This window comes from Puia sp. P3, from assembly GCF_050632245.1.
Taxonomy (GTDB): Bacteria; Bacteroidota; Bacteroidia; order Chitinophagales; family Chitinophagaceae; genus Puia.
In genome coordinates this window covers 396,797-414,212 of the sequence record NZ_CP192583.1, presented here as the reverse complement: position 1 = coordinate 414,212, position 17,416 = coordinate 396,797, and the positions used below count along the sequence as shown (strand labels likewise).

General features: G+C 49.4%; 23 protein-coding genes and 1 pseudogene. 9 read left to right on the top strand and 15 right to left on the bottom strand.

Annotation, left to right across the window (positions count from 1 at the left end):
• From ACQ86N_RS02480 to ACQ86N_RS02450, 7 genes are all read left to right on the top strand, one after another.
• Entirely contained in the window at window positions 1–426 is a 426-nt protein-coding gene (locus tag ACQ86N_RS02480) for a hypothetical protein (protein WP_431213787.1), read from the top strand.
• Window positions 423–1,145 carry a hypothetical protein gene (locus tag ACQ86N_RS02475; protein ID WP_431213786.1) on the top strand — a complete coding sequence of 241 codons (723 nt, stop codon included), beginning with the start codon at window positions 423–425 and terminating at the stop codon, window positions 1,143–1,145. Before ACQ86N_RS02480 ends, ACQ86N_RS02475 begins: the two co-directional genes overlap by 4 nt.
• Window positions 1,099–1,737, top strand: a complete 639-nt coding sequence (gene traM / locus ACQ86N_RS02470; protein WP_431213785.1) for a conjugative transposon protein TraM — start codon at window positions 1,099–1,101, stop codon at window positions 1,735–1,737. Before ACQ86N_RS02475 ends, traM begins: the two co-directional genes overlap by 47 nt.
• A gap of 23 nt (window positions 1,738–1,760) precedes the next feature.
• A complete protein-coding gene (locus ACQ86N_RS02465) occupies window positions 1,761–2,618 on the top strand; it encodes a DUF4138 domain-containing protein (protein ID WP_431213784.1) in 858 nt (285 codons plus the stop codon).
• Window positions 2,615–3,070 (top strand): hypothetical protein, encoded by a 456-nt coding sequence (locus tag ACQ86N_RS02460; protein WP_431213783.1) that lies wholly within the window; start codon window positions 2,615–2,617, stop codon window positions 3,068–3,070. The genes ACQ86N_RS02465 and ACQ86N_RS02460 overlap by 4 nt, the downstream gene beginning before the upstream one ends.
• Complete coding sequence (locus ACQ86N_RS02455; protein ID WP_431213782.1) at window positions 3,043–3,537, top strand: hypothetical protein; 495 nt, start codon at window positions 3,043–3,045, stop codon at window positions 3,535–3,537. Before ACQ86N_RS02460 ends, ACQ86N_RS02455 begins: the two co-directional genes overlap by 28 nt.
• Before the next feature lie 128 nt (window positions 3,538–3,665).
• Window positions 3,666–4,112 (top strand): hypothetical protein, encoded by a 447-nt coding sequence (locus tag ACQ86N_RS02450; protein WP_431213781.1) that lies wholly within the window; start codon window positions 3,666–3,668, stop codon window positions 4,110–4,112.
• Between the two features lie 1,107 nt (window positions 4,113–5,219).
• Here the strand turns inward: ACQ86N_RS02450 and ACQ86N_RS02445 are convergent.
• The 15 genes and pseudogenes from ACQ86N_RS02445 to ACQ86N_RS02375 all read right to left on the bottom strand — a co-directional run bounded on the left by ACQ86N_RS02445 (window position 5,220) and on the right by ACQ86N_RS02375 (window position 15,926).
• The gene (locus ACQ86N_RS02445) at window positions 5,220–5,672 is read right to left on the bottom strand and encodes a hypothetical protein (RefSeq protein WP_431213780.1); all 453 of its coding nucleotides are present in this window, start codon (window positions 5,670–5,672) and stop codon (window positions 5,220–5,222) included.
• Window positions 5,673–5,718: 46 nt separating this feature from the next.
• Complete coding sequence (locus ACQ86N_RS02440; protein WP_431213779.1) at window positions 5,719–6,288, bottom strand: hypothetical protein; 570 nt, start codon at window positions 6,286–6,288, stop codon at window positions 5,719–5,721.
• Window positions 6,289–6,447: 159 nt separating this feature from the next.
• Window positions 6,448–6,996, bottom strand: coding sequence for an efflux RND transporter permease subunit (locus tag ACQ86N_RS02435; protein ID WP_431217954.1), 549 nt, complete (start codon window positions 6,994–6,996; stop codon window positions 6,448–6,450).
• Window positions 6,997–7,093: 97 nt separating this feature from the next.
• Window positions 7,094–8,041 (bottom strand): annotated as a pseudogene (locus ACQ86N_RS02430) (efflux RND transporter permease subunit); the annotation flags it as partial.
• Window positions 8,042–8,124: 83 nt separating this feature from the next.
• Window positions 8,125–9,561: an efflux RND transporter permease subunit gene (locus ACQ86N_RS02425; RefSeq protein ID WP_431213778.1), complete on the bottom strand. Its 1,437-nt coding sequence runs from the start codon at window positions 9,559–9,561 to the stop codon at window positions 8,125–8,127.
• A gap of 9 nt (window positions 9,562–9,570) precedes the next feature.
• Window positions 9,571–10,227 (bottom strand): phosphatase PAP2 family protein, encoded by a 657-nt coding sequence (locus ACQ86N_RS02420; RefSeq protein WP_431213777.1) that lies wholly within the window; start codon window positions 10,225–10,227, stop codon window positions 9,571–9,573.
• 163 nt (window positions 10,228–10,390) lie between these two features.
• Entirely contained in the window at window positions 10,391–10,876 is a 486-nt protein-coding gene (locus tag ACQ86N_RS02415) for an HlyD family efflux transporter periplasmic adaptor subunit (protein WP_431213776.1), read from the bottom strand.
• 27 nt (window positions 10,877–10,903) lie between these two features.
• Window positions 10,904–11,164, bottom strand: coding sequence for a biotin/lipoyl-binding protein (locus tag ACQ86N_RS02410; RefSeq protein ID WP_431213775.1), 261 nt, complete (start codon window positions 11,162–11,164; stop codon window positions 10,904–10,906).
• 31 nt (window positions 11,165–11,195) lie between these two features.
• Window positions 11,196–12,383, bottom strand: a complete 1,188-nt coding sequence (locus tag ACQ86N_RS02405; RefSeq protein ID WP_431217953.1) for a TolC family protein — start codon at window positions 12,381–12,383, stop codon at window positions 11,196–11,198.
• Between the two features lie 182 nt (window positions 12,384–12,565).
• Window positions 12,566–13,018 carry a YncE family protein gene (locus ACQ86N_RS02400; RefSeq protein WP_431213774.1) on the bottom strand — a complete coding sequence of 151 codons (453 nt, stop codon included), beginning with the start codon at window positions 13,016–13,018 and terminating at the stop codon, window positions 12,566–12,568.
• Between the two features lie 647 nt (window positions 13,019–13,665).
• Window positions 13,666–13,908, bottom strand: coding sequence for a hypothetical protein (locus tag ACQ86N_RS02395; RefSeq protein WP_431213773.1), 243 nt, complete (start codon window positions 13,906–13,908; stop codon window positions 13,666–13,668).
• Between the two features lie 95 nt (window positions 13,909–14,003).
• Window positions 14,004–14,702, bottom strand: a complete 699-nt coding sequence (locus ACQ86N_RS02390; RefSeq protein WP_431213772.1) for a metallophosphoesterase — start codon at window positions 14,700–14,702, stop codon at window positions 14,004–14,006.
• A 51-nt stretch (window positions 14,703–14,753) separates the two neighbouring features.
• Window positions 14,754–15,281, bottom strand: a complete 528-nt coding sequence (locus ACQ86N_RS02385) for an MFS transporter (protein WP_431213771.1) — start codon at window positions 15,279–15,281, stop codon at window positions 14,754–14,756.
• A gap of 44 nt (window positions 15,282–15,325) precedes the next feature.
• Entirely contained in the window at window positions 15,326–15,553 is a 228-nt protein-coding gene (locus tag ACQ86N_RS02380; protein WP_431217952.1) for a hypothetical protein, read from the bottom strand.
• Window positions 15,480–15,926, bottom strand: a complete 447-nt coding sequence (locus ACQ86N_RS02375; protein WP_431218057.1) for a hypothetical protein — start codon at window positions 15,924–15,926, stop codon at window positions 15,480–15,482. The genes ACQ86N_RS02380 and ACQ86N_RS02375 overlap by 74 nt, the downstream gene beginning before the upstream one ends.
• 278 nt (window positions 15,927–16,204) lie before the next feature.
• Here ACQ86N_RS02375 and ACQ86N_RS02370 point away from each other — a divergent pair, with 278 nt between their 5' ends.
• Both ACQ86N_RS02370 and ACQ86N_RS02365 read left to right on the top strand, forming a co-directional pair.
• Entirely contained in the window at window positions 16,205–16,558 is a 354-nt protein-coding gene (locus ACQ86N_RS02370) for a hypothetical protein (RefSeq protein ID WP_431213770.1), read from the top strand.
• Window positions 16,559–16,560: 2 nt separating this feature from the next.
• Window positions 16,561–17,361 carry an SLC13 family permease gene (locus tag ACQ86N_RS02365; RefSeq protein ID WP_431217951.1) on the top strand — a complete coding sequence of 267 codons (801 nt, stop codon included), beginning with the start codon at window positions 16,561–16,563 and terminating at the stop codon, window positions 17,359–17,361.
• The last annotated feature ends 55 nt before the right edge of the window (window positions 17,362–17,416 follow it).

The following is a 17,416-nucleotide window of genomic DNA, read 5'->3' as shown; positions in this document are numbered from 1 at the left end:
ATGAACCCATCTACCGACAATAAGGAACCGCGCTGGCTGCGCGTTTGGGCTGACGACCTCAACCGGTCGGTTAATAAGCTGGCGCCCCGGACACTAATGATTCTTTCTGTAGCCAGCTTTATCGCGATCGCCTCGCTGATGGTCGTGATGCTGATCAAGCCGCCGAAGTCGAATCGACCGTTGATCCAGCAGGCGATTCGCACGCCCGCTTATATAATGGACTCTATGGGGACTTCGATGGAGGAGATTCGCCGACAAACGGTGCTTCGCCATCTCAATTCACTGCTTCACCAGCTCGATAGCCTTCAGGCCAATCCAGTCACCCGAAGCCGATACGATAGTCTGGTCCGCGTCCATCCCAACCTGCGGGACAGCCTGCTCCGAGCTCAACAACTATTTCTTCAACCTTTAACAGTTACGCCATGAACGCGATCAACCAAACGGCCTTGACGGCCAGACGCAAGATGCAATTCTTTCTGTTTTTGCCCATTTTTATCATTCCCCTTTTTACCCTGCTGTTCTGGCTGCTCGGAGGAGGAGAAGGAGATGCCGTCGCCGCGACGGCGAAGCACACTGTGAACGGCCTGAATCTTCAGCTTCCATCAGCGCGGTTAAAAGACGAAAGCAAGTTGACCAAGCTGGACTATTATCGGCGCGCCGATCAGGATTCCGCGAAGCGACTTACCCTGATCAAAAACGATCCTTATTACCGCCTGGCCAGGCTGTCGGGTCTTCAGCCAGATACGGCCAAGCTCGCCAGTCAGCCGAGGACACCCTCCCAGTCGTCCGGGTTCCGGACAAATCCCTATCGGTCTCACCTTGCTAGAGACAGTGATCGTAATGAGCTTAACGTTTACCGAAAGTTAGCAACGCTCAACGCGGCCTTGAACAGCTCGTCGCCGTCAGCCTCTAAGGCTCTGCCAGTAATGCGGGAGGCTTATTCTCCCGAGCTGGCCCGGGTGGAGGATGCCATGCAGACCCTTCGGCGCAAGGATACCGCCATCGATCCGGAACTGTCGGAGCTGAGTAAGATGGTCGACAAGCTGGTAGCCTTACAAAAAGGGACTCCAGAAGTAAACAAAGAGGAACGGCCTTCAGGTGGAGCCCATACCGTCCGCCTTCCCGTTCTCCGGCCGCGAGGTTGACACCACCGAAGGCGGCTGGAATACTTCCCCCGATTCTACTGCCGGGACCGACACATCGAAGCTAAGTATCCCGGTCTCCAATAGTTTTTACAGCCTCGATCCCGATCAATCGAATGAGGCTACAGCGTCTGCCATCGGCGCTACGGTTACCGAGTCTCAAACAGTGGTCAGTGGTGGCACCCTTTCCATGCGTCTTTCCCAGCCTTGCACCATTGCGGGCATTGACCTTCCTGCCGGCCAGCCCATTTTCGGCACGGTTCAGCTGGCCGGCGAAAGAATGACCGTCACCATCAAGAGCATTCGCTTCGAGAATCGGATCGTTCCTGTCGCACTTTCTGCCTTTGATCTGGATGGGATAGCCGGGGTTGCTATTCCGGACGGCATCGCCAGGCAGGTAGCGAAGCAATCAGCAGATCAGTCGATCGAAAGCCTTGGGCTGACGAGCGTTGACCAATCCTTCGGCGCACAGGCAGCGACTGCGGGTCTTCAGGCAGCTAAAAACCTGCTCAGTAAAAAGGTGCGGATCGTGACGGTAACCATACCGGCAGGCTACGAGATACTCCTCCAAGACAACCAGGCATCTCCTCATTAATCATAATCTAAAAATCAAATCACATGAAACATTGGTTTATTTGCAGCAATTTGTTGCTGGTATTGGTGACCGCTGGCTTGGGGCAAACCGTCATCGCTCCGATACGAATTCCGGTGTCGTATGCCAAGACCACCAGCCTGATCTTCTCCTATCCGATCGTCAGTGTAGATATTGGCAGTCCGACGGTGATTGCCGAGATTCCTAAGCGGATGACGAATATCCTTGAACTCAAGGCTAGTGTCCGCCCCTCCTCCGAGACAAATGCGAGTGTAGTAACAGCCGATGGACAGTTTTACGCCTTTACGCTTCAGTATTCATCCGGCCAGGACAGTTTGGTGATCCGCTTTCCGTCATTAAAAGACTCGTTCGGCTCCCAAGAAGGCCAGGTACAATTTCCGTCATTTGCTGACAATAAAGCTTTTCTGGCACATCGCGCTTCTAATCTACATGCGGAAGAGTCGACTTTTGGCCTCCATGTCCACCAGTCGTCGGCAGGACTATGGGTCAGGCATATCGCCATTGACTCCTCCTTTTTGTGGTTCGAGCTCGTGTTCACCAACCAATCCCGTATCGCTCTGCCCCTGGATGAGCTTACTTTCTCGATTGAGACCAGACGGCGATCGCGCCGGACGGCGGTGCAATCGCAAGAGTTGACGCCACTGTATTCGACGAAGCTTGCTGAAGTCGCCTACCATCACCCGCGATCGATCGTGTTAGCCTTTCACCCGTTCACCGTATCGAGTCATCAAGTGGCTGCTGATTCGGGCACGGGAGCGAAAAGGCAGTCGGGTCCTAGCTTTGAAAGTGAGCGGCCGTCAGCTGCTGAAAGCAAGGTGGCTCAAGGACTAAGGAATATTCATAAAAACAATACCGGATTATGATAGTCGCCCAGAAAGATCTTCGAAAGCTGATGAGGCCGATGCATGACGCCTTAGCATATGGTGCAGGTCTTGTGCTATTCAAGGAGGATCGCGTTCAAGAAAACAAAAATGATATCTCCATCTGCATGGATTACAACGATGCGTCGGAGTTCCTTGCGGGTCAGCCATATGATAAACATGAATTCGTCTGGGGTGATTTGCGGGCCTATTATGAAGCGATGGCACTGCTGAAGAAACGTAGAATCCCGACAGAGGATTTTATTTATCGGGAGTCTCTTTCCCATCAGTATGTTGACATCGGCAAAGTCGTTGCCACGCGGGCGGCAGCAGATCGGTTTGAATGGGGTATCCGTAGCGAAACCCTTGCTTCTCAGAATTACGGGTTTGAGTCAGGGGGCCCTCTGTTCGCCAGTTACGGGATGATATGGTCCAGTATCAGTCGATCCTTCTGAGCAGCCGGTATGGTCAAGGCCTTTTAGCCGGGTTACGACATGAACATCCAACTTTTTTTGCTGGTCTTGTCGGCAATAATGGTATAACGGATTTTAAAATTAAACATATGAATGAAAATAATCTTTCCTTTCTTCAACGCCAGTTGGAAAATACGGGCTATGGGAAGGAGCACCACAAGGAATTGCGTGAGGCTATCGTGAAGCAAAATCCTGCTTTTACCTTATTTCATCAGCAGGATTATGGCAAGGATAGCACCGTATCTTCGCTGCACTTCAAGAAGGCTGAAAACAGCGACATGTATTTTTTCAACAACCATACTGTCATTCTAAAAAATGAAAGGCATCCAGATCCTATCCGTCAGACCTTCTATGTCAATAGCAAAGGCGATAACATTACCCTCAAAGAGGGTTATAATCTGTTGTCTGGGCGGGCCGTCGAAAAGGATCTTGAGAACCGTGAGAGGTGAAAAATACCGGGCGTGGCAACAGCTCAATTTTAAGGAAACAGACAAACATGGTAACTATGCCGTCAAACAGTATCACCAGAATTACGGCTTCGATCTGGAGAAGAGCCTTTTGCAACTCCCATTGAAGCTTGGAAAATCCGGAAGAGAAGAAACGATTGATGGAATCACTTCAACGTGGAAACCGCCAGACGGTAACGCTCAATCTGCAGGGACAGGAGCGCAAAATCGCAACTGAGGCTGCGCCCCAATTCAAAAGCCTGAATTATTATGATGAGCATGGCAAACGCTTGCAGCTTCAATCGATATTGCAGACTCCACAACAGGCTTTTGGCGAGCAATCTGCTCAGCAAAATACCTCGAACAATCAAACGGCAGGCAAAACCGGGGAAACGAACCTGAAGAATGCCGCCGGCTCGCCGGCCCAGCAGGCAAAGCCGTTGGGTCAATCCAAATCACCCGAAGCCGCGGACGATGGAAAGGAGTCGAAGGCCCTGAAGAATAGTCCTATGCAGCAAGGCGCGCTCCGAAGCGGCCAAAAGGAAAAGCAAAAGAAAACAAAACGGCTTCAACCTTAAAATGATCTCTCTATGGACGCGATGAGCAATTTTTCGGGGTTTCTTGAGGCCGCTGCTGATGACTCCAAACTGACCCCGACACACATCAGCCTGTATTCAGCCCTACTTTATAATTGGAAGAGACAGGGATCTTGCAACCCTGTTTCGGTGTTTCGTAATGATATTATGCGATTGTCCAAGATAGCAGGTCGAAGCACGTATCAAAAATGTATACAGGAGTTACATGACTATGGCTACATCCGCTATATCCCGTCGTTTAACCAATATGTCGGCAGCGTCATACACCTGTCCGGTTTCCTCGGACTGTATCATGCGAATCCGGCATGAGAAGTAAGTATAATAAATTTTTTATTTTTTGTAAACCATCTAATATGCGATATTATTTATTGCCTGACCAGGGAAGGCTATAAAGTGATGAAGGTACAGGATGAGGATATTCCTCTCGTTTCAGAAGCGATACGCCACCTCCATCTTATTTGAAGCGGATTCTCTTGCCGAGTTGCTGACGCAGTTCTCTGCCTTTGTTGAAAATTTGTCAACTGACTCAGGGTAAAGAAGTTGCCGGAGGACAGGGACGCCGGCTCTGCAGGGAGTGCACCCGGCCAGCGAGAATCCTGGCGGCGGGGATAAGGTGAACAGCGCCTGGCGACGGGCGCTGTTTTAATCCATTATACGAATCTCAACTTTTATAAGGTGGTGGAGATGACTGAGAAGGAAGAAAAAGGGAACATCCAGTTTGTTGGGTTCACACGCGAAGAAGCTGCCCGGTTTATCCGGAAGATTTTCCCTGGAGTGTCTGGCGGAAGTAAAGCATTCAGTAAACGCCGAAGGCGAGCCGCTTGATATTGGCCGGTTTGCTAAGCTCACTCGGCGTCTCCGCGCCCACCTTGAAGAAATTCGTTGATCAGGGTCTTATCCGACGACATGACTTGGGCCGCCGAAAAAAGTATTTTACGAGTCTGAATTACGGGAGGATATCAAATTCTTACGAAATACGAGAAAAGACTGAACACCAGTAAGATGTACCGACGAAATCGAGCCACCGGCGGAAAGGGATTCTTGCTCTCCATCAAGGCCTGGGAGCAAGAATTCCCTTAACTGCATCTGCTACCGGGTGCTGGGCCGTGAAATGTAACCCGAGCAGTGCAGCGATGGTCTGGGCGTATTGCGCCTGATAAATCTGGCCGGAGTTTTTACCTCTCCTTTGGGTGCAATGCCGGGGCCCATAGCGAGTAGGTAGGTTTCGTCGGAATGGGGAGTGCGAGCGCCGTGGCTGGTCCATCCGAGACCGATACCTCTGCCGTGGTCCGGGACGACGAGCATAGCGGTCTGGTCCTTGTAGAAGGGATCTTGCTGGAGGGTGTTCCAGATATCCTTGAACATGGCGTCTGCGTAGTGGGCGGCGTCGAGATAGTCGCCGTAGTCGCCGGCATGGGCGAAATCGTCGTTATCGCCGAGATCGATGTAGAGTATCCTGGGGCGATTGGCGAGAAGATAGGCCTTGGCCAGTGCATAGGTGCCAGCATCGAGACGTTCGCCTTTGCCAAAAATGTCAGGCAAGGTATGCTGCCATAAATTAGCTTCTTTTTGCAACGGGGTAAGGGCGTCACCTTTGACATCTTCTCCATAAATGTTGACGAGCATGCCGTTCCGGTTGCGATTGAGTATCCTGGCTACGGCGTCCCGAGGAGGCGAAGGTGGCAATTTTGCCGTGGAAAGCGGATTGCTGGTTGATAAATTCCAGGACATTGGTGTTGGGATTATCGGGATATTCATTGGAGTTGACGGCGCTGTCATAATAGCCGGCGAAGATTTCGCTCCTTCCCGGATAGGAAAACCAGTATTTGTTCTGCACGTTGACCAGGTTGCCGTACTGACGGTTGCCGAAGATCTGACCCTGCCGGGCGATGGTTTCCCATACGAAAGGCATCAGTTTATGCCTTCTTTCCTGAAGGTTAGTGTCCCAATATTTGGTTACCGTCCAGGCAGAATCATTATGGTTATACTGTTTGTTGAAGAGGATACCGGAGTCAGCTCCCTGAAACAGTTCCTGCCAGCGGTAACCATCCATGACAAATATGACGAGATTTTTGGCTGGTACAGCTTGCTGCTGGGCGTAGGAATGGCCTGAAAACAGTAGTGAGAAGGTTAAGAAGATGTGTAGTAACGCTTTCATTTGATAAATATAGCGGCAATCTTTCTCGCCGCATGAGTTTATAGGTTAAGAAATATTGAACTTTCATTTTGGGTGGCGTTCATTTAATACGCCTTCTGCCAGCAAGACACATATAATAATGGCCAGGATCATGATCCACTGTCACTAGAAATTTCAGGGTCATGTATTTGTTGTTTGCGTTCTGTGATAGATAAACCGCATGAAACTTGGAAATACAAACAACAGCAGAGGTATGCCTGCTACGAACCCTCCGATGACGGCTACCGCCAGCGCCTGTTGCATCTGAGCACCGAGGCCTATGCCAAGTGCAAGGGGCAGCAGGGCCAGAATGGCCCCAATGGCAGTCATTAATTTAGGACGGATACGCGTTGCCAGAGCAAAGTCAACGGACCGATCTACATCGTTGCCATTATGAAGCATATTGTGGCGGAATTGGTTGACGGTGAATATGGCATTTTCAGCGATAATACCTACGATCATGATAAGTCCGGTATAACTGCTTACATTAAGAGGTATATGAACGAAGTAAAGGGCCAGAAGGCTTCCCGAAATGCCGGCGGTTGATATGATAAGGATTATGCCGGCAATGAGCCATTCCCGAAAGAGAAAAAGCAGGACGGAGAAAACCAGGACACTCGCGGCGATAAGAATAGTAAGCAACTCCCGAAAGGATTGCTGTTGTTCCGCATAGGCGCCTCCGAACCGTATATAGTACCCGGGAGGAAGTTGAAGTTGCGTTGCAAAAAGTCCTTTTCAGATCGGTAATGGCGCTGCCCAGGTCACGCTCTTTGAGACGGGATGTGAGGACGACACAGGATTTCAGGTCCTCCCGTTTAAGATCGACCTCTCCGCCCTGGCTTTCGACGCGGCAAAAGAAACGCAGAGGCTTCAGCGAACCATCCGGGAGGAAAATGGGCTGCCGGCTGATCTTGTCAATGTCATTTTCTGAGTAGTTGGTAGCCCGGAGCCGTATCTTTCGCATCTGTTCCTGATCCTGTATCTGGCCCACCTGCAGGTTGCCCATCATGGATGCCTGGACTGGGGAAGGTTCGGTGACACCGGCATTGGGGCCGAGGACGATGCCCTGCGTGTAGAGTTGTACCTGTTGCTGGAAGTCAGTCAGGGTAAGGCCGTACCTTGCTAATTTGGCTTCGTCGGGATGGAACACGACGGCAGGGCCGGCGCTGATCATCCCGTTATTGATGTCAACCAGCCCGGGCGTTTGATGCATCAGTACGTCCACCTGGCGACCCAGATTCTCCAGTTCGTGCTGGTCATTCCCGAATACTTTTATCTCAATAGGGCTGGGTGTACTCATCAGATTGCCGAGCAGGTCCTGGATGCGCTGGCCAAAAGAAATATTCATGGCCGGGACTGATCCCTGGATGGAACTACGCAATGCGGCGATGACCTCCGGTGTCGTATGCGCCCGGTCCTGCTTCAACTGGATGAGATAATCGCCATAGTTGGGGGCGACGTTACGGAAGTCCAGGCGGAGGCCGGTGCGTCGGGAGTAACTGGCGACATCCGGGTGGTGCAGGATAACTTTTTCCATTTCACGGCAGAGACGGTCGGTTTCTTCGAGGGCTGTTCCCGGAGGTGAATAGAAGTCGAGGACGATCGTTCCTTCATCCAACTCGGGAAGGAATCCGGTGGTTAATTTGGGCGCGACCCAGGCAGCGGCGGCTACCAGGATGATCAGGAATAATAGGGCAAAGACAGGCCGGCGATAGAGTCGTGTCAGCCAGCGCATGCGGTGTAATGTTTCCGCTTCATTGGCTGGCTTGTGTTTGTGGGTGGGCTTGTACCCGAGCATAAGATGGAGCACGGGGGTGATCAGCCAGGTAACGAAAAAGAGCAGACAAGGGTCAGTTCCATTGTTTTAGCCAGTTCTTTAAAGAAGGCCCCGGCTAGTCCACCCATCATCACGAATGGAAAAAAGATGACGATTGTACTTAGCGACGAACCGATCATCGCAGGGAAAAGCTCGTGTATCGCTTCCACCACGACCTGGAATCGGTCTTTTTCAGGATGTTCTTCATGTCCTCGATAGATCTGCTCGATGATCACAATGGCGTCGTCGATGAAGAGGCCAACAGCCGCAGCAATGCCGCCAAGAGACATGATGTTTAGCGTAAGGCCTGCACTATATAACGCGATGGCGGTGAACCCGAGTGTGACGGGTAGAGTGAGAATAACGACAGTACTTGCCCGCCATGACCGTAAGAAGAGGATAACGACCAGAATAGCGAGTAAAAGCCCTTCAAGTATGGTGTGAATGACGCTTTCAATGCTATCATTGACGAAGGAGGACTGGTTATAATAGGGCCGGAGGGTAATGCCGGCCGGAAGGAGAGACTGTATTTCAGCGGCTTTATCTTCTGCGGATCGGGCGAAATCAATCAGGTTAACCCCGGGCTGCTTGACAAGATCTACGATCATACCTTCCCGGCCGTTGGTATTGATGACATTGAATTCGACCTGTTCCTGCAATTCTATATGGGCAATGTCCTTAACCTGGACGATGCGGCTGCCGTCGTTTTTGACCACGACCTCGCCAAGATCCCCGACCGTGTTCAACCGGGTATCGGTAAGGGAAAGGTACAGACGGCGATAATCAGATAACTTGCCATTGGAGAGAACATAGTTGGTATTGTTGAAAACACTGACCAACTGTTGCGGGGTAATGCCGAAGGCGGACATTTTGAGAAGGTCAGGGATGAGCACATATTCTTTAGCCTTGCCACCCCGAAGAATAACGGTTGAAATCCCAGACACCTGAGAGAACAAAGGCCGCACCGTATTGGTGGCAATGTCCCGCAGAGCTACCGGGCCATAGCGTTCGCTTTCGAGGGTGTATCCATAGACAGGAAATAAAGATTGGTTGTAGCCTTCCACGGCAATATTGGTGCCGGCAGGCAAAAGATTGCGAATCTCATTCAGGCGGCTTTCGATCTGCAGCTTAGCCTGATAGACATCGATTCCCCATTCGAAATAGATCTGTACATCGGAGCTACCCCGGCTGGTTACGCTTTTGACGATGGTGACTCCTTTGACCCTTTTTACCGCGCTTTCGATAGGACGGGTGACCGTGATCATCATGCGGTCGATTGGCATCTGACCTACGTCTGCGATTAGTTTTACCTTTGGGAACATGACCTCCGGGAAGAGGGCGGTCTGCATTCGGCTGAAGGTAAATAGCCCCATAGCGATGCCAACCAGGGCAAGGAAAGACAGCGGCTTCAGGAATTTTCTATAACGATTGGTTTCCATACCGGAGGGTCATGTTTTGTCAGGTTTGTTAATTACTTTACTTATCGGAAAATAGGCGTTCATTGCCTTCCGCCCGGCCCAGGCAGACAGGATGCCAAGGAGCATAGCGCCGAGCACATCGCTGCCATAATGAACGCCCAGCGCTATCCGGGTATAGCCTACTGCAAAGGCCCATACCAGTATGGGCAGGACAAATAATAACGAATATCGGCCCAGCATGAAAAATGCCAGTACAGTAAATGCGTCGGCAGTATGACCGGAAGGGAAAGAACCTCCGCCTGCATCAGATAACTTTTTTATGAATGAATACACTTCATAGGGCCTTGGACGATCGATCAAATGTTTAAGTGCCTGTACCAATAAGGTAGTAAGTAGAAGTGAGCATAATAAGGTAACTCCCTCTATTAGTGCTTTCCTGCCTGTGTCACGTTTTAACAGAACAGCATTGTTGGATCTTCGTCGGCTCACATAAACCAGCAGGAAGGGTAGTATCAGCCCAAAGCTGAAAAAGGCCGTAGTATTGCTGATAAATTGTAGCATTGAATCTGCGTTTCGAAGGCGGCCTAAGTGAATGCTGCGAATAAACGCCATGTCGGAAAAACCTCCATAAAGGAAGCAGCATCCGACAAAGGCAAAAAAAGCTAGGGCCAGCACGATTGTTTTCATCCTAGTTTATTTTGTAGGAATAGGCAAATTGCCACGGACAGTAACCAGGGCCGTATCAGACAGCCCATAATTCCCCTGCGTAAGTATTCTGTCCGTTTTCGAAAATGCAGGTTGGAGTATTTCAACAAGACTATCATTTTTTGTCCAATGGTGACCGGAACCTTTATGGCGGGGAATCGCTGATGAGCTTCATAACCCAGAAATTATGCATTAGCTCGTCACTCAGCACGGCTTTTACCGGCAGCAGGCGGGTATTCTTTTTCTGGTAGCCAATAAGGCTGGCCGATGCGATTAGCCCTTCGGGAAAGAAACGCTGCGTTTCAGGCCTGGCGAGAAAAGGGGCGGCCTGACTGCTCTGGGTTATCTGGGTGAGCGGGCGAGTGATCCGGGCATTAAGATGGGTTCCGTCAGGCAGGTCAATGCGGCATACCGGATTTTGCAGGATCAGGCTGATCTCTTCATAGGGTATATTGAGCTGAAAAAGGACAGTAGCGGGATCGGCGATGGAACATAGAGGCAGACCTTCGGTGACAAAATCCCCGGCCTGTTGTTTGTCCATGCGGGTAATGAAGCCACCAGCGGGAGCCATTACGCGGAAGATACCATAATTGGCTGTTGCAGAGTCTCCATTACCAGGCCAGGCACCCAATGCTTTTTTCTTTTGGATTCGATGAGATCAAAGCAAATCTCCTTTATGCACAGGATCCCCTGGCTTCACCCGGACCTCCGTTATGTAGCCGGTAATGGGAGAGCTTAGCTGGCTTTTTTGCAGGTACACCGTGGTGGCTGGAACCCTTTCCGTTTGTTCCATAGTGCCGATGGTGACGGTAACGGCGGTAACTATGGAGCGGGGGTGTATGGGCTCTTCTCCGGGACTAGCCGAATGACAGGCGATCAGCAATAGTGAGATGGAATAAAGAATGAATAGATTTTTCATGTTTATGCTTTACCAATTCCAGTAATTATATTCATTGATGAGTAGTCCCCTGGTTATACCGGATAGTAGCCAAATCCTGTAGCAAAGACGCCCTGCTTCTCAGAACGGAAAGATAATTGATGACGGATAGCTGACCGCTGACGACCTGCTGTTTGTAGAGCTGCAGGAGCTTGTCATAAGCCTGTTCCTGCTGCCGGATAGCCGCCTGCTGGTCGTCCAGTGACCGGACCTGCGACATCAATTTTGTCTTCCGTACTCCATTCTGACGATTGAAATAATCTGTCTGCCATGCTGTGGTTTGGGCTAACAGGCGGACGCGCCGGTCATTAAGCTGTCGTTGGTGTCCATCGAAAAGGACCTGGGTGAATTTCAATCCCGCTTGCCAGCCAAAGCGTTGCAGGATGTCCGGGGCGTAGGCCGTATTGAGCCCCGCTGAAATATAAAAACTGAATTGTGGTTTGTAACGAAGATCAAAGATCTTCTGTCCCGTGGTCAGACTCAGGCTGTCCAGGCGGTATTGCTCTGTGAAGCCGGATGACACCGAGCTATCCTGTATAAAAGAGAGCGACAGGCGGGTTATCCGGACCACGGATGTATCTTTGATACCACAAAGGACAAACAGGTCGAGCAGCCGGGCATGGTAGGCTGCATCCAATGCATCAATGGCAGTTTGGAGGCGATCAGCCTCTATCTGTAATAGTTGTACGTCTGCCTGGTAGAGCAGGGCGCTTTTTGCCAGCGTGCTACTGATCCTGGCTTGGGCCTGGAGAAGATCGAGTAACTGCCTGGTGGCCTCCTGCTGTTCCAGTGTGTACTGACATAGCAAATATTGGTCGGTGATGGCTTTTTCGAGTTGATGGATAGTTAGCCGGCTGTGCTCGGACAAGAGGGCGCTCTGAAGCTGATTTTGCTCTTCCAGAATCCGGGTTTTTGGGCCAGTGAGTAAGGGTTGTTCGAGGGCGACGACGCCGCGGTACAGACCACCGTTTGTCAGGGAGAGATCGTATCCATAATAGTCGGTAGTGCCCTTCGATGGGTTTAACAGGAAACGGGTCTTGCCCTGATCGGTTGATATGACGGGGGCTGCCGGGTAGCCGCCATCTGCATAGATGAGAGGGCCTGCGGCAGCTGCTTTCTGCTGATCCAGCGCGATGCGGTTGGCGACGGCCTGTAGAGAGTCCAGGCGAATGACGGGATTATTGTTCCGGGCCTGCTCCAGGAAAAAGGGGAGCGACGGCTGGGCGCTGGCGGTCCCGACGAGCAGGCAGACGAGGATAGAAACAGTATAATCTTTGCATAGTGAATATCCCTTCCGGTGGATACGCCAAATGTCCGGTGAGGTTCTGAAAAATTTCTGAAAACGGAGATTCCGCCTGAAATAAAAGAATAAACCCCTCGGATTTAGGAATGAAGGGGTTTATAAATGCGAATTTCGGCAGGAGTATTAGCTGATTGGGGTATGGCTAGATAGTAGTTATCCGTGGAAGGCGAAAAAAGCGAAGTCGCTGCTCCCTTCGTGGTTGGGATTGTCCCTTCGATTTGATAATGATTGGCGTTTTGTTGCCGGATGACATCGATAAAACCTTCTCCGCAAGAAACATATAGGAGTTTTCGTTTGCCATCGTAGTAGATGCCATCCGCGTTCTTATGTATGACTATACGTTGGATTTCCTGGCCAGAGGTAGTGGAAAGTATGATAAATTTGCCCGTATCGCAGGCAATAAACAACCTTTTGTTTTTTCTGTCAATTGCCATCGGAGTATTCTGGAGGGCAGCTTTAAGATTCCATGCTTTTACCACCTTTTTTGCTGAAAGGCTTATAACTTCAATTTGCCCCATTTCGGGCTCATTCACATAAACGAGATCTCCATCTATTTCAAATTGTTTGGGGTAATCAGAAAGATGAATTTCCCCGGCTATTTTATGGTTGGCTGGTCGATTATACCCAATGCACCGAAGGTCTTGCCAACTCCTACCAATAACTGACCCATGGTACTGTCATATCAGAAGATTATTGCATTTTTCCTTAAAAGTATATAAACGGGTCTCTGCTATAATTGGTTCCATTCAATTGTGTTACCCGCCCGTCTCCCCCGGTAGAAACGTATACTTCATCTTGTCGGGACCAATAAAATACCCAGCTTCGGCTCATTCAAATTCGGTATGCTGAGAAGCGGCTTATTTGTGGCAAGGTCTATTACCTCAAGGGTATGATTATCACTGGGCGGAAACAAACAGTCTCTTCCTGTCGCCATCCAAAGCCATCAGGTCAAAACTTCCCTTTACATTAGGTAACGGTATGGTTGTTTTAAGCGACAATGACCTCTGTGGGTATCTGAATAGCGTTCTTATTGCCGGATACCTGGAAATTTTGGCCCGGCACCCCCGAACTACGGGAGTAAAAAAGAGATAAATGCAGGCGTTATGAACAAAATAAAAGCTAGTGGTAAAGGTTTCATATAGCTTTGATTTATCAGTATGGGTATTTTAATGGAGGGCTATCACTTTTTAACTGTAGTGGTGTATAGAATGTGTCCTTCCTCATTAATAAACTGAAGTAGCATTTTCTTATTGGTCACACTTACAGCTAAAAATCCAAAATCTTGCGCGACGAACTTTGCATAAGGCGCGGAACTGACTTCTGTGGCCTCCGAACCAGCACCCGAGATGCACTGTATAAAACTGTATCCTTCTGGCTCATCGAATTCAAGGTGGTGTTCATGTCCGCAGAAATAAGCGTCCACCTTATATTTCTCGAATAGAGACATGCAAAAGAATAGAGCATATCATTAGTCTTCCCTCTTGCGCTTCCCTGCACTATACAACGGGTGATGCCCTACTACAAATTTCCAGGTGGCTTTGCTGTTGCCGAGCTTTTCTTCCAGCCATTTTTTTGAGCGGCCGTATCCGTCAATTTTACATTTGGGCCATATTCGTCGCTTGTGTAATAATCCGACTGAAAGGGGCTGGTATCGATAAAGAAGAATTCAGCAGTTCCCCCATGTTTTAGAAGCATGACCTTATTAAAATACCGTGATGGCATATGCCACCTTGCGCTGATTTTGCTATATGCGATTTCAGCGTCCGGGTTGCTTATATAATCGTGATTTCCCAATACTACATACCAATCATCATATAAAGGATGTTGATTGTATACCTCTTCAAAAGAGATTTTCCAGGAAGGATCCCATTCGCTGGCGACACCTTTGGGATAGAAATTATCTCCAGTTATGACATTAAACGTTGCATCCAGTCCTACGGTCGCATTGCTCATCTGTTCAGCTACTTTTCGCTGGTGGGATTCACCATGTCTTCCCCAATCCCCCATTACCAGGAAGCTTAATGACGCAGGAATGGCCTCCAATTCTTTGATAATACCGCTCGGATGGCCGGAGGAAGCTTCTTTTTTGTAATTTTTGTTTTGAGCAATTGATCCGATCCCTGATAGGAGTAGCAGGAGCGTTAGACGGAGTATACGCGTGGATGAGCGCCGAAGGCGGAAGCAAACTGGGTAGGAAGCAAGCCGTAAATCCACCATATAATTATATTTTAAATTTTTTAAAAAAGAGCAACAGGGCTGCGACAACTGCTACGATGCCTCCAAAAGCAAAGCCTGCGAACGCGGAACCATAGGTCCACACTCCCCTACAATTATACTGGAAAGGAAATCGCCTAACCCATCGACCGAACTCATAAGGCCAAAACCTGCCCCATGCTGGTCGTCGGCGATAAGCGTGGAGGCCAGCGCCGGTTGGGAAGATTCAATAATGGCTGTATAAACGCCGCTTAGCGCAAAAAGAGGAATAAGGGTGAAAAAACTACCGGTTGCGCCCATAAATCCAAAACAAAGGATGCCGAAGAGCAGGTAGCCTACACTAAGAATGATTTTTTTGCTGTATTTATCGGCTAAAACACCTATGGGGTAGCTGACCAGTGCATAGGCGACATTGCTGAAGGTATAAAGTCCTACCGAATAAGTGCCAGCTATCGCTACTCCGTGAGAAGGAGTGAGTAATTGCTGGGCTCTAAGGATCAGGAGTGTAGGCGCAAAGTTGGAAATACCGAAGATGCCGACGGGTACCAGAAAAGAGAGGAAGTCAGGTGAAAGGCTTTTCATGCTACGCCACATATTTCGTGTATCGGGAGTTCTGGCCTTTTCTTTTATAAGAAAGACAACAGACAGCACTGCGCAAAGTCCGGGGAGAGAGAGATGAGAAAGATGTGGCGGATGGATACATGACCCAGTAAAAGCATGGCAATCAGCGGACCTGCTATCGCACCGAGGGTATCCATCGTTCTGTGAAAGGCGAATGCTTTACCTATGGTGGCCTTGGTCGTGGATTCTGTCAGCAAGGCATCCCGGACGGGCGAGCGGATGGACCAGCCGATCCATCCTGCTGTTCTGCCAATGAGTACCTGCCCCCAATTGGTAGCCAGGGCGAAAGCTGGCCTTGCTAAAAGCGGTGATGAAATACCCGATAGTCGCCAGGCCTTTACGTTTGCCGATCTTGTCACTGTACCATCCCGACCAGATTTCAAAGAGTGTGGATACACCGTCTGCGACGCCTTCGATCAGGCCAAGCGCAAAGGCAGGAGCACCAAGCACAGACGACAGAAAGAGGGGGAGAACCGCTGAGGCCATTTCATGGTTCATATCACTAAAGAAACTGGCCAGACCCATTCCGAAGATGTTCTTATTGAGCCATTTTCCTTTTTTAGTTGTTTCTTCCATAATTAGTTGTACCTGCTTAATGTTTGCCAACAAACTTAATTGACATATCTGAAAAATTTCTGAAAAGGGAACAGAACAGAGATGGGAGGTATAATCAGGCCGATTCCGGCTTAGGGAGGCGCAGCCCGGTAAAGGATTCACCGACAGCAGTCAGGATATCCTAGCCAGCCAGCTATGCAGATATGACTTCCATGGGAACATTTGCACAAAATTCCAGGAAGGGAGATCCAAAGATGTTCAGCATTATTCGGATGGTGTAAGAATTAAAATGTTATGTTCGTTAATTTATAGTCAAGCAAAAGGGAACTATGTTAATTGTTTTTATTATAGGATATCTGGCAATTGCTTTCGAGCACTACTTAAAGCTAAATAAAGCTGCTTCGGCATTGATCACCGGGGTCGTTTGCTGGACAATATTTTTCTTTGACAGTGCCTCAACGGAGCAAGCCGGAACATTGCTGCTTCATCATGTGGGTGAAATATCGTCAATCCTGTTCTTCCTGCTGGGGGCTATGGCCATCGTGGAATTGATTGACACCCATAGCGGCTTCGACCTGATCACCGATCTGATCAAAACATCCAGGAAAAGTATGCTACTGGGTATCGTTGCCGTTCTTACTTTTTTCTGTCAGCTTTTCTGGACAATCTCACGACTGCGATAGTGATGACTTCCCTTTGTGCAAAATTGCTGTCGGATAGGGAAGACCGGCTTTGGTTTGCAGGCATTGTCATCATAGCTGCCAATGCTGGCGGAGCCTGGTCGCCGCTTGGAGATGTTACGACCACTATGCTGTGGATAGGCGGACAATTGAGCGCTTTTCATATTATGAACATACTCTTCCTGCCATGTGTGGTGGCCTGCATCGTTCCTTCCTTTATCGTAGCCCTTCGTTTTAAAGGGAAAAACTTTCAGGCAACAGCACGGAACATTTGTTCGGCACAGGAAAGAAAAGAAGGGCGGCTTATCCTTATCGCGGGTATTGCGTTGCTGATTTTTGTCCCTGTATTCAAAACGGTCACTCATTTGCCACCATTTATGGGTATGATGCTGGCGCTTGGCATTATGTGGATCATCACCACTATTATTCATAAGGATAAACCTTTTGAGACTCTCGAAAAACTATCAGTTTCAAAAGCGCTGCAGAAAATAGATTCTCCCAGCATCCTGTTCTTTCTGGGTATTCTATTGGCGGTAGCGGCCCTTCAATCTTCAGGAATATTGGACGCGTTCGCTCATTTTATGAGCAGTCAATTCAAAAATGACTTTCTCATCGGTAGTTCCCTGGGCCTGCTGTCCTCTTTAGTGGATAATGTTCCGCTCGTTTCCGCCTCTCAGGCCATGTATGATCTGCATACCTATCCCACCGATCACACTTTTTGGTCATTCCCTGGCCCTTACCACGGGCACAGGCGGCAGCATGATCATCATCGGATCCGCCGCAGGAGTAGCAGTTATGGGTATTGAAGATATTAGTTTTATCTGGTATCTGAAAAGGATCAGTTGGTTGGCGTTTTTAGGC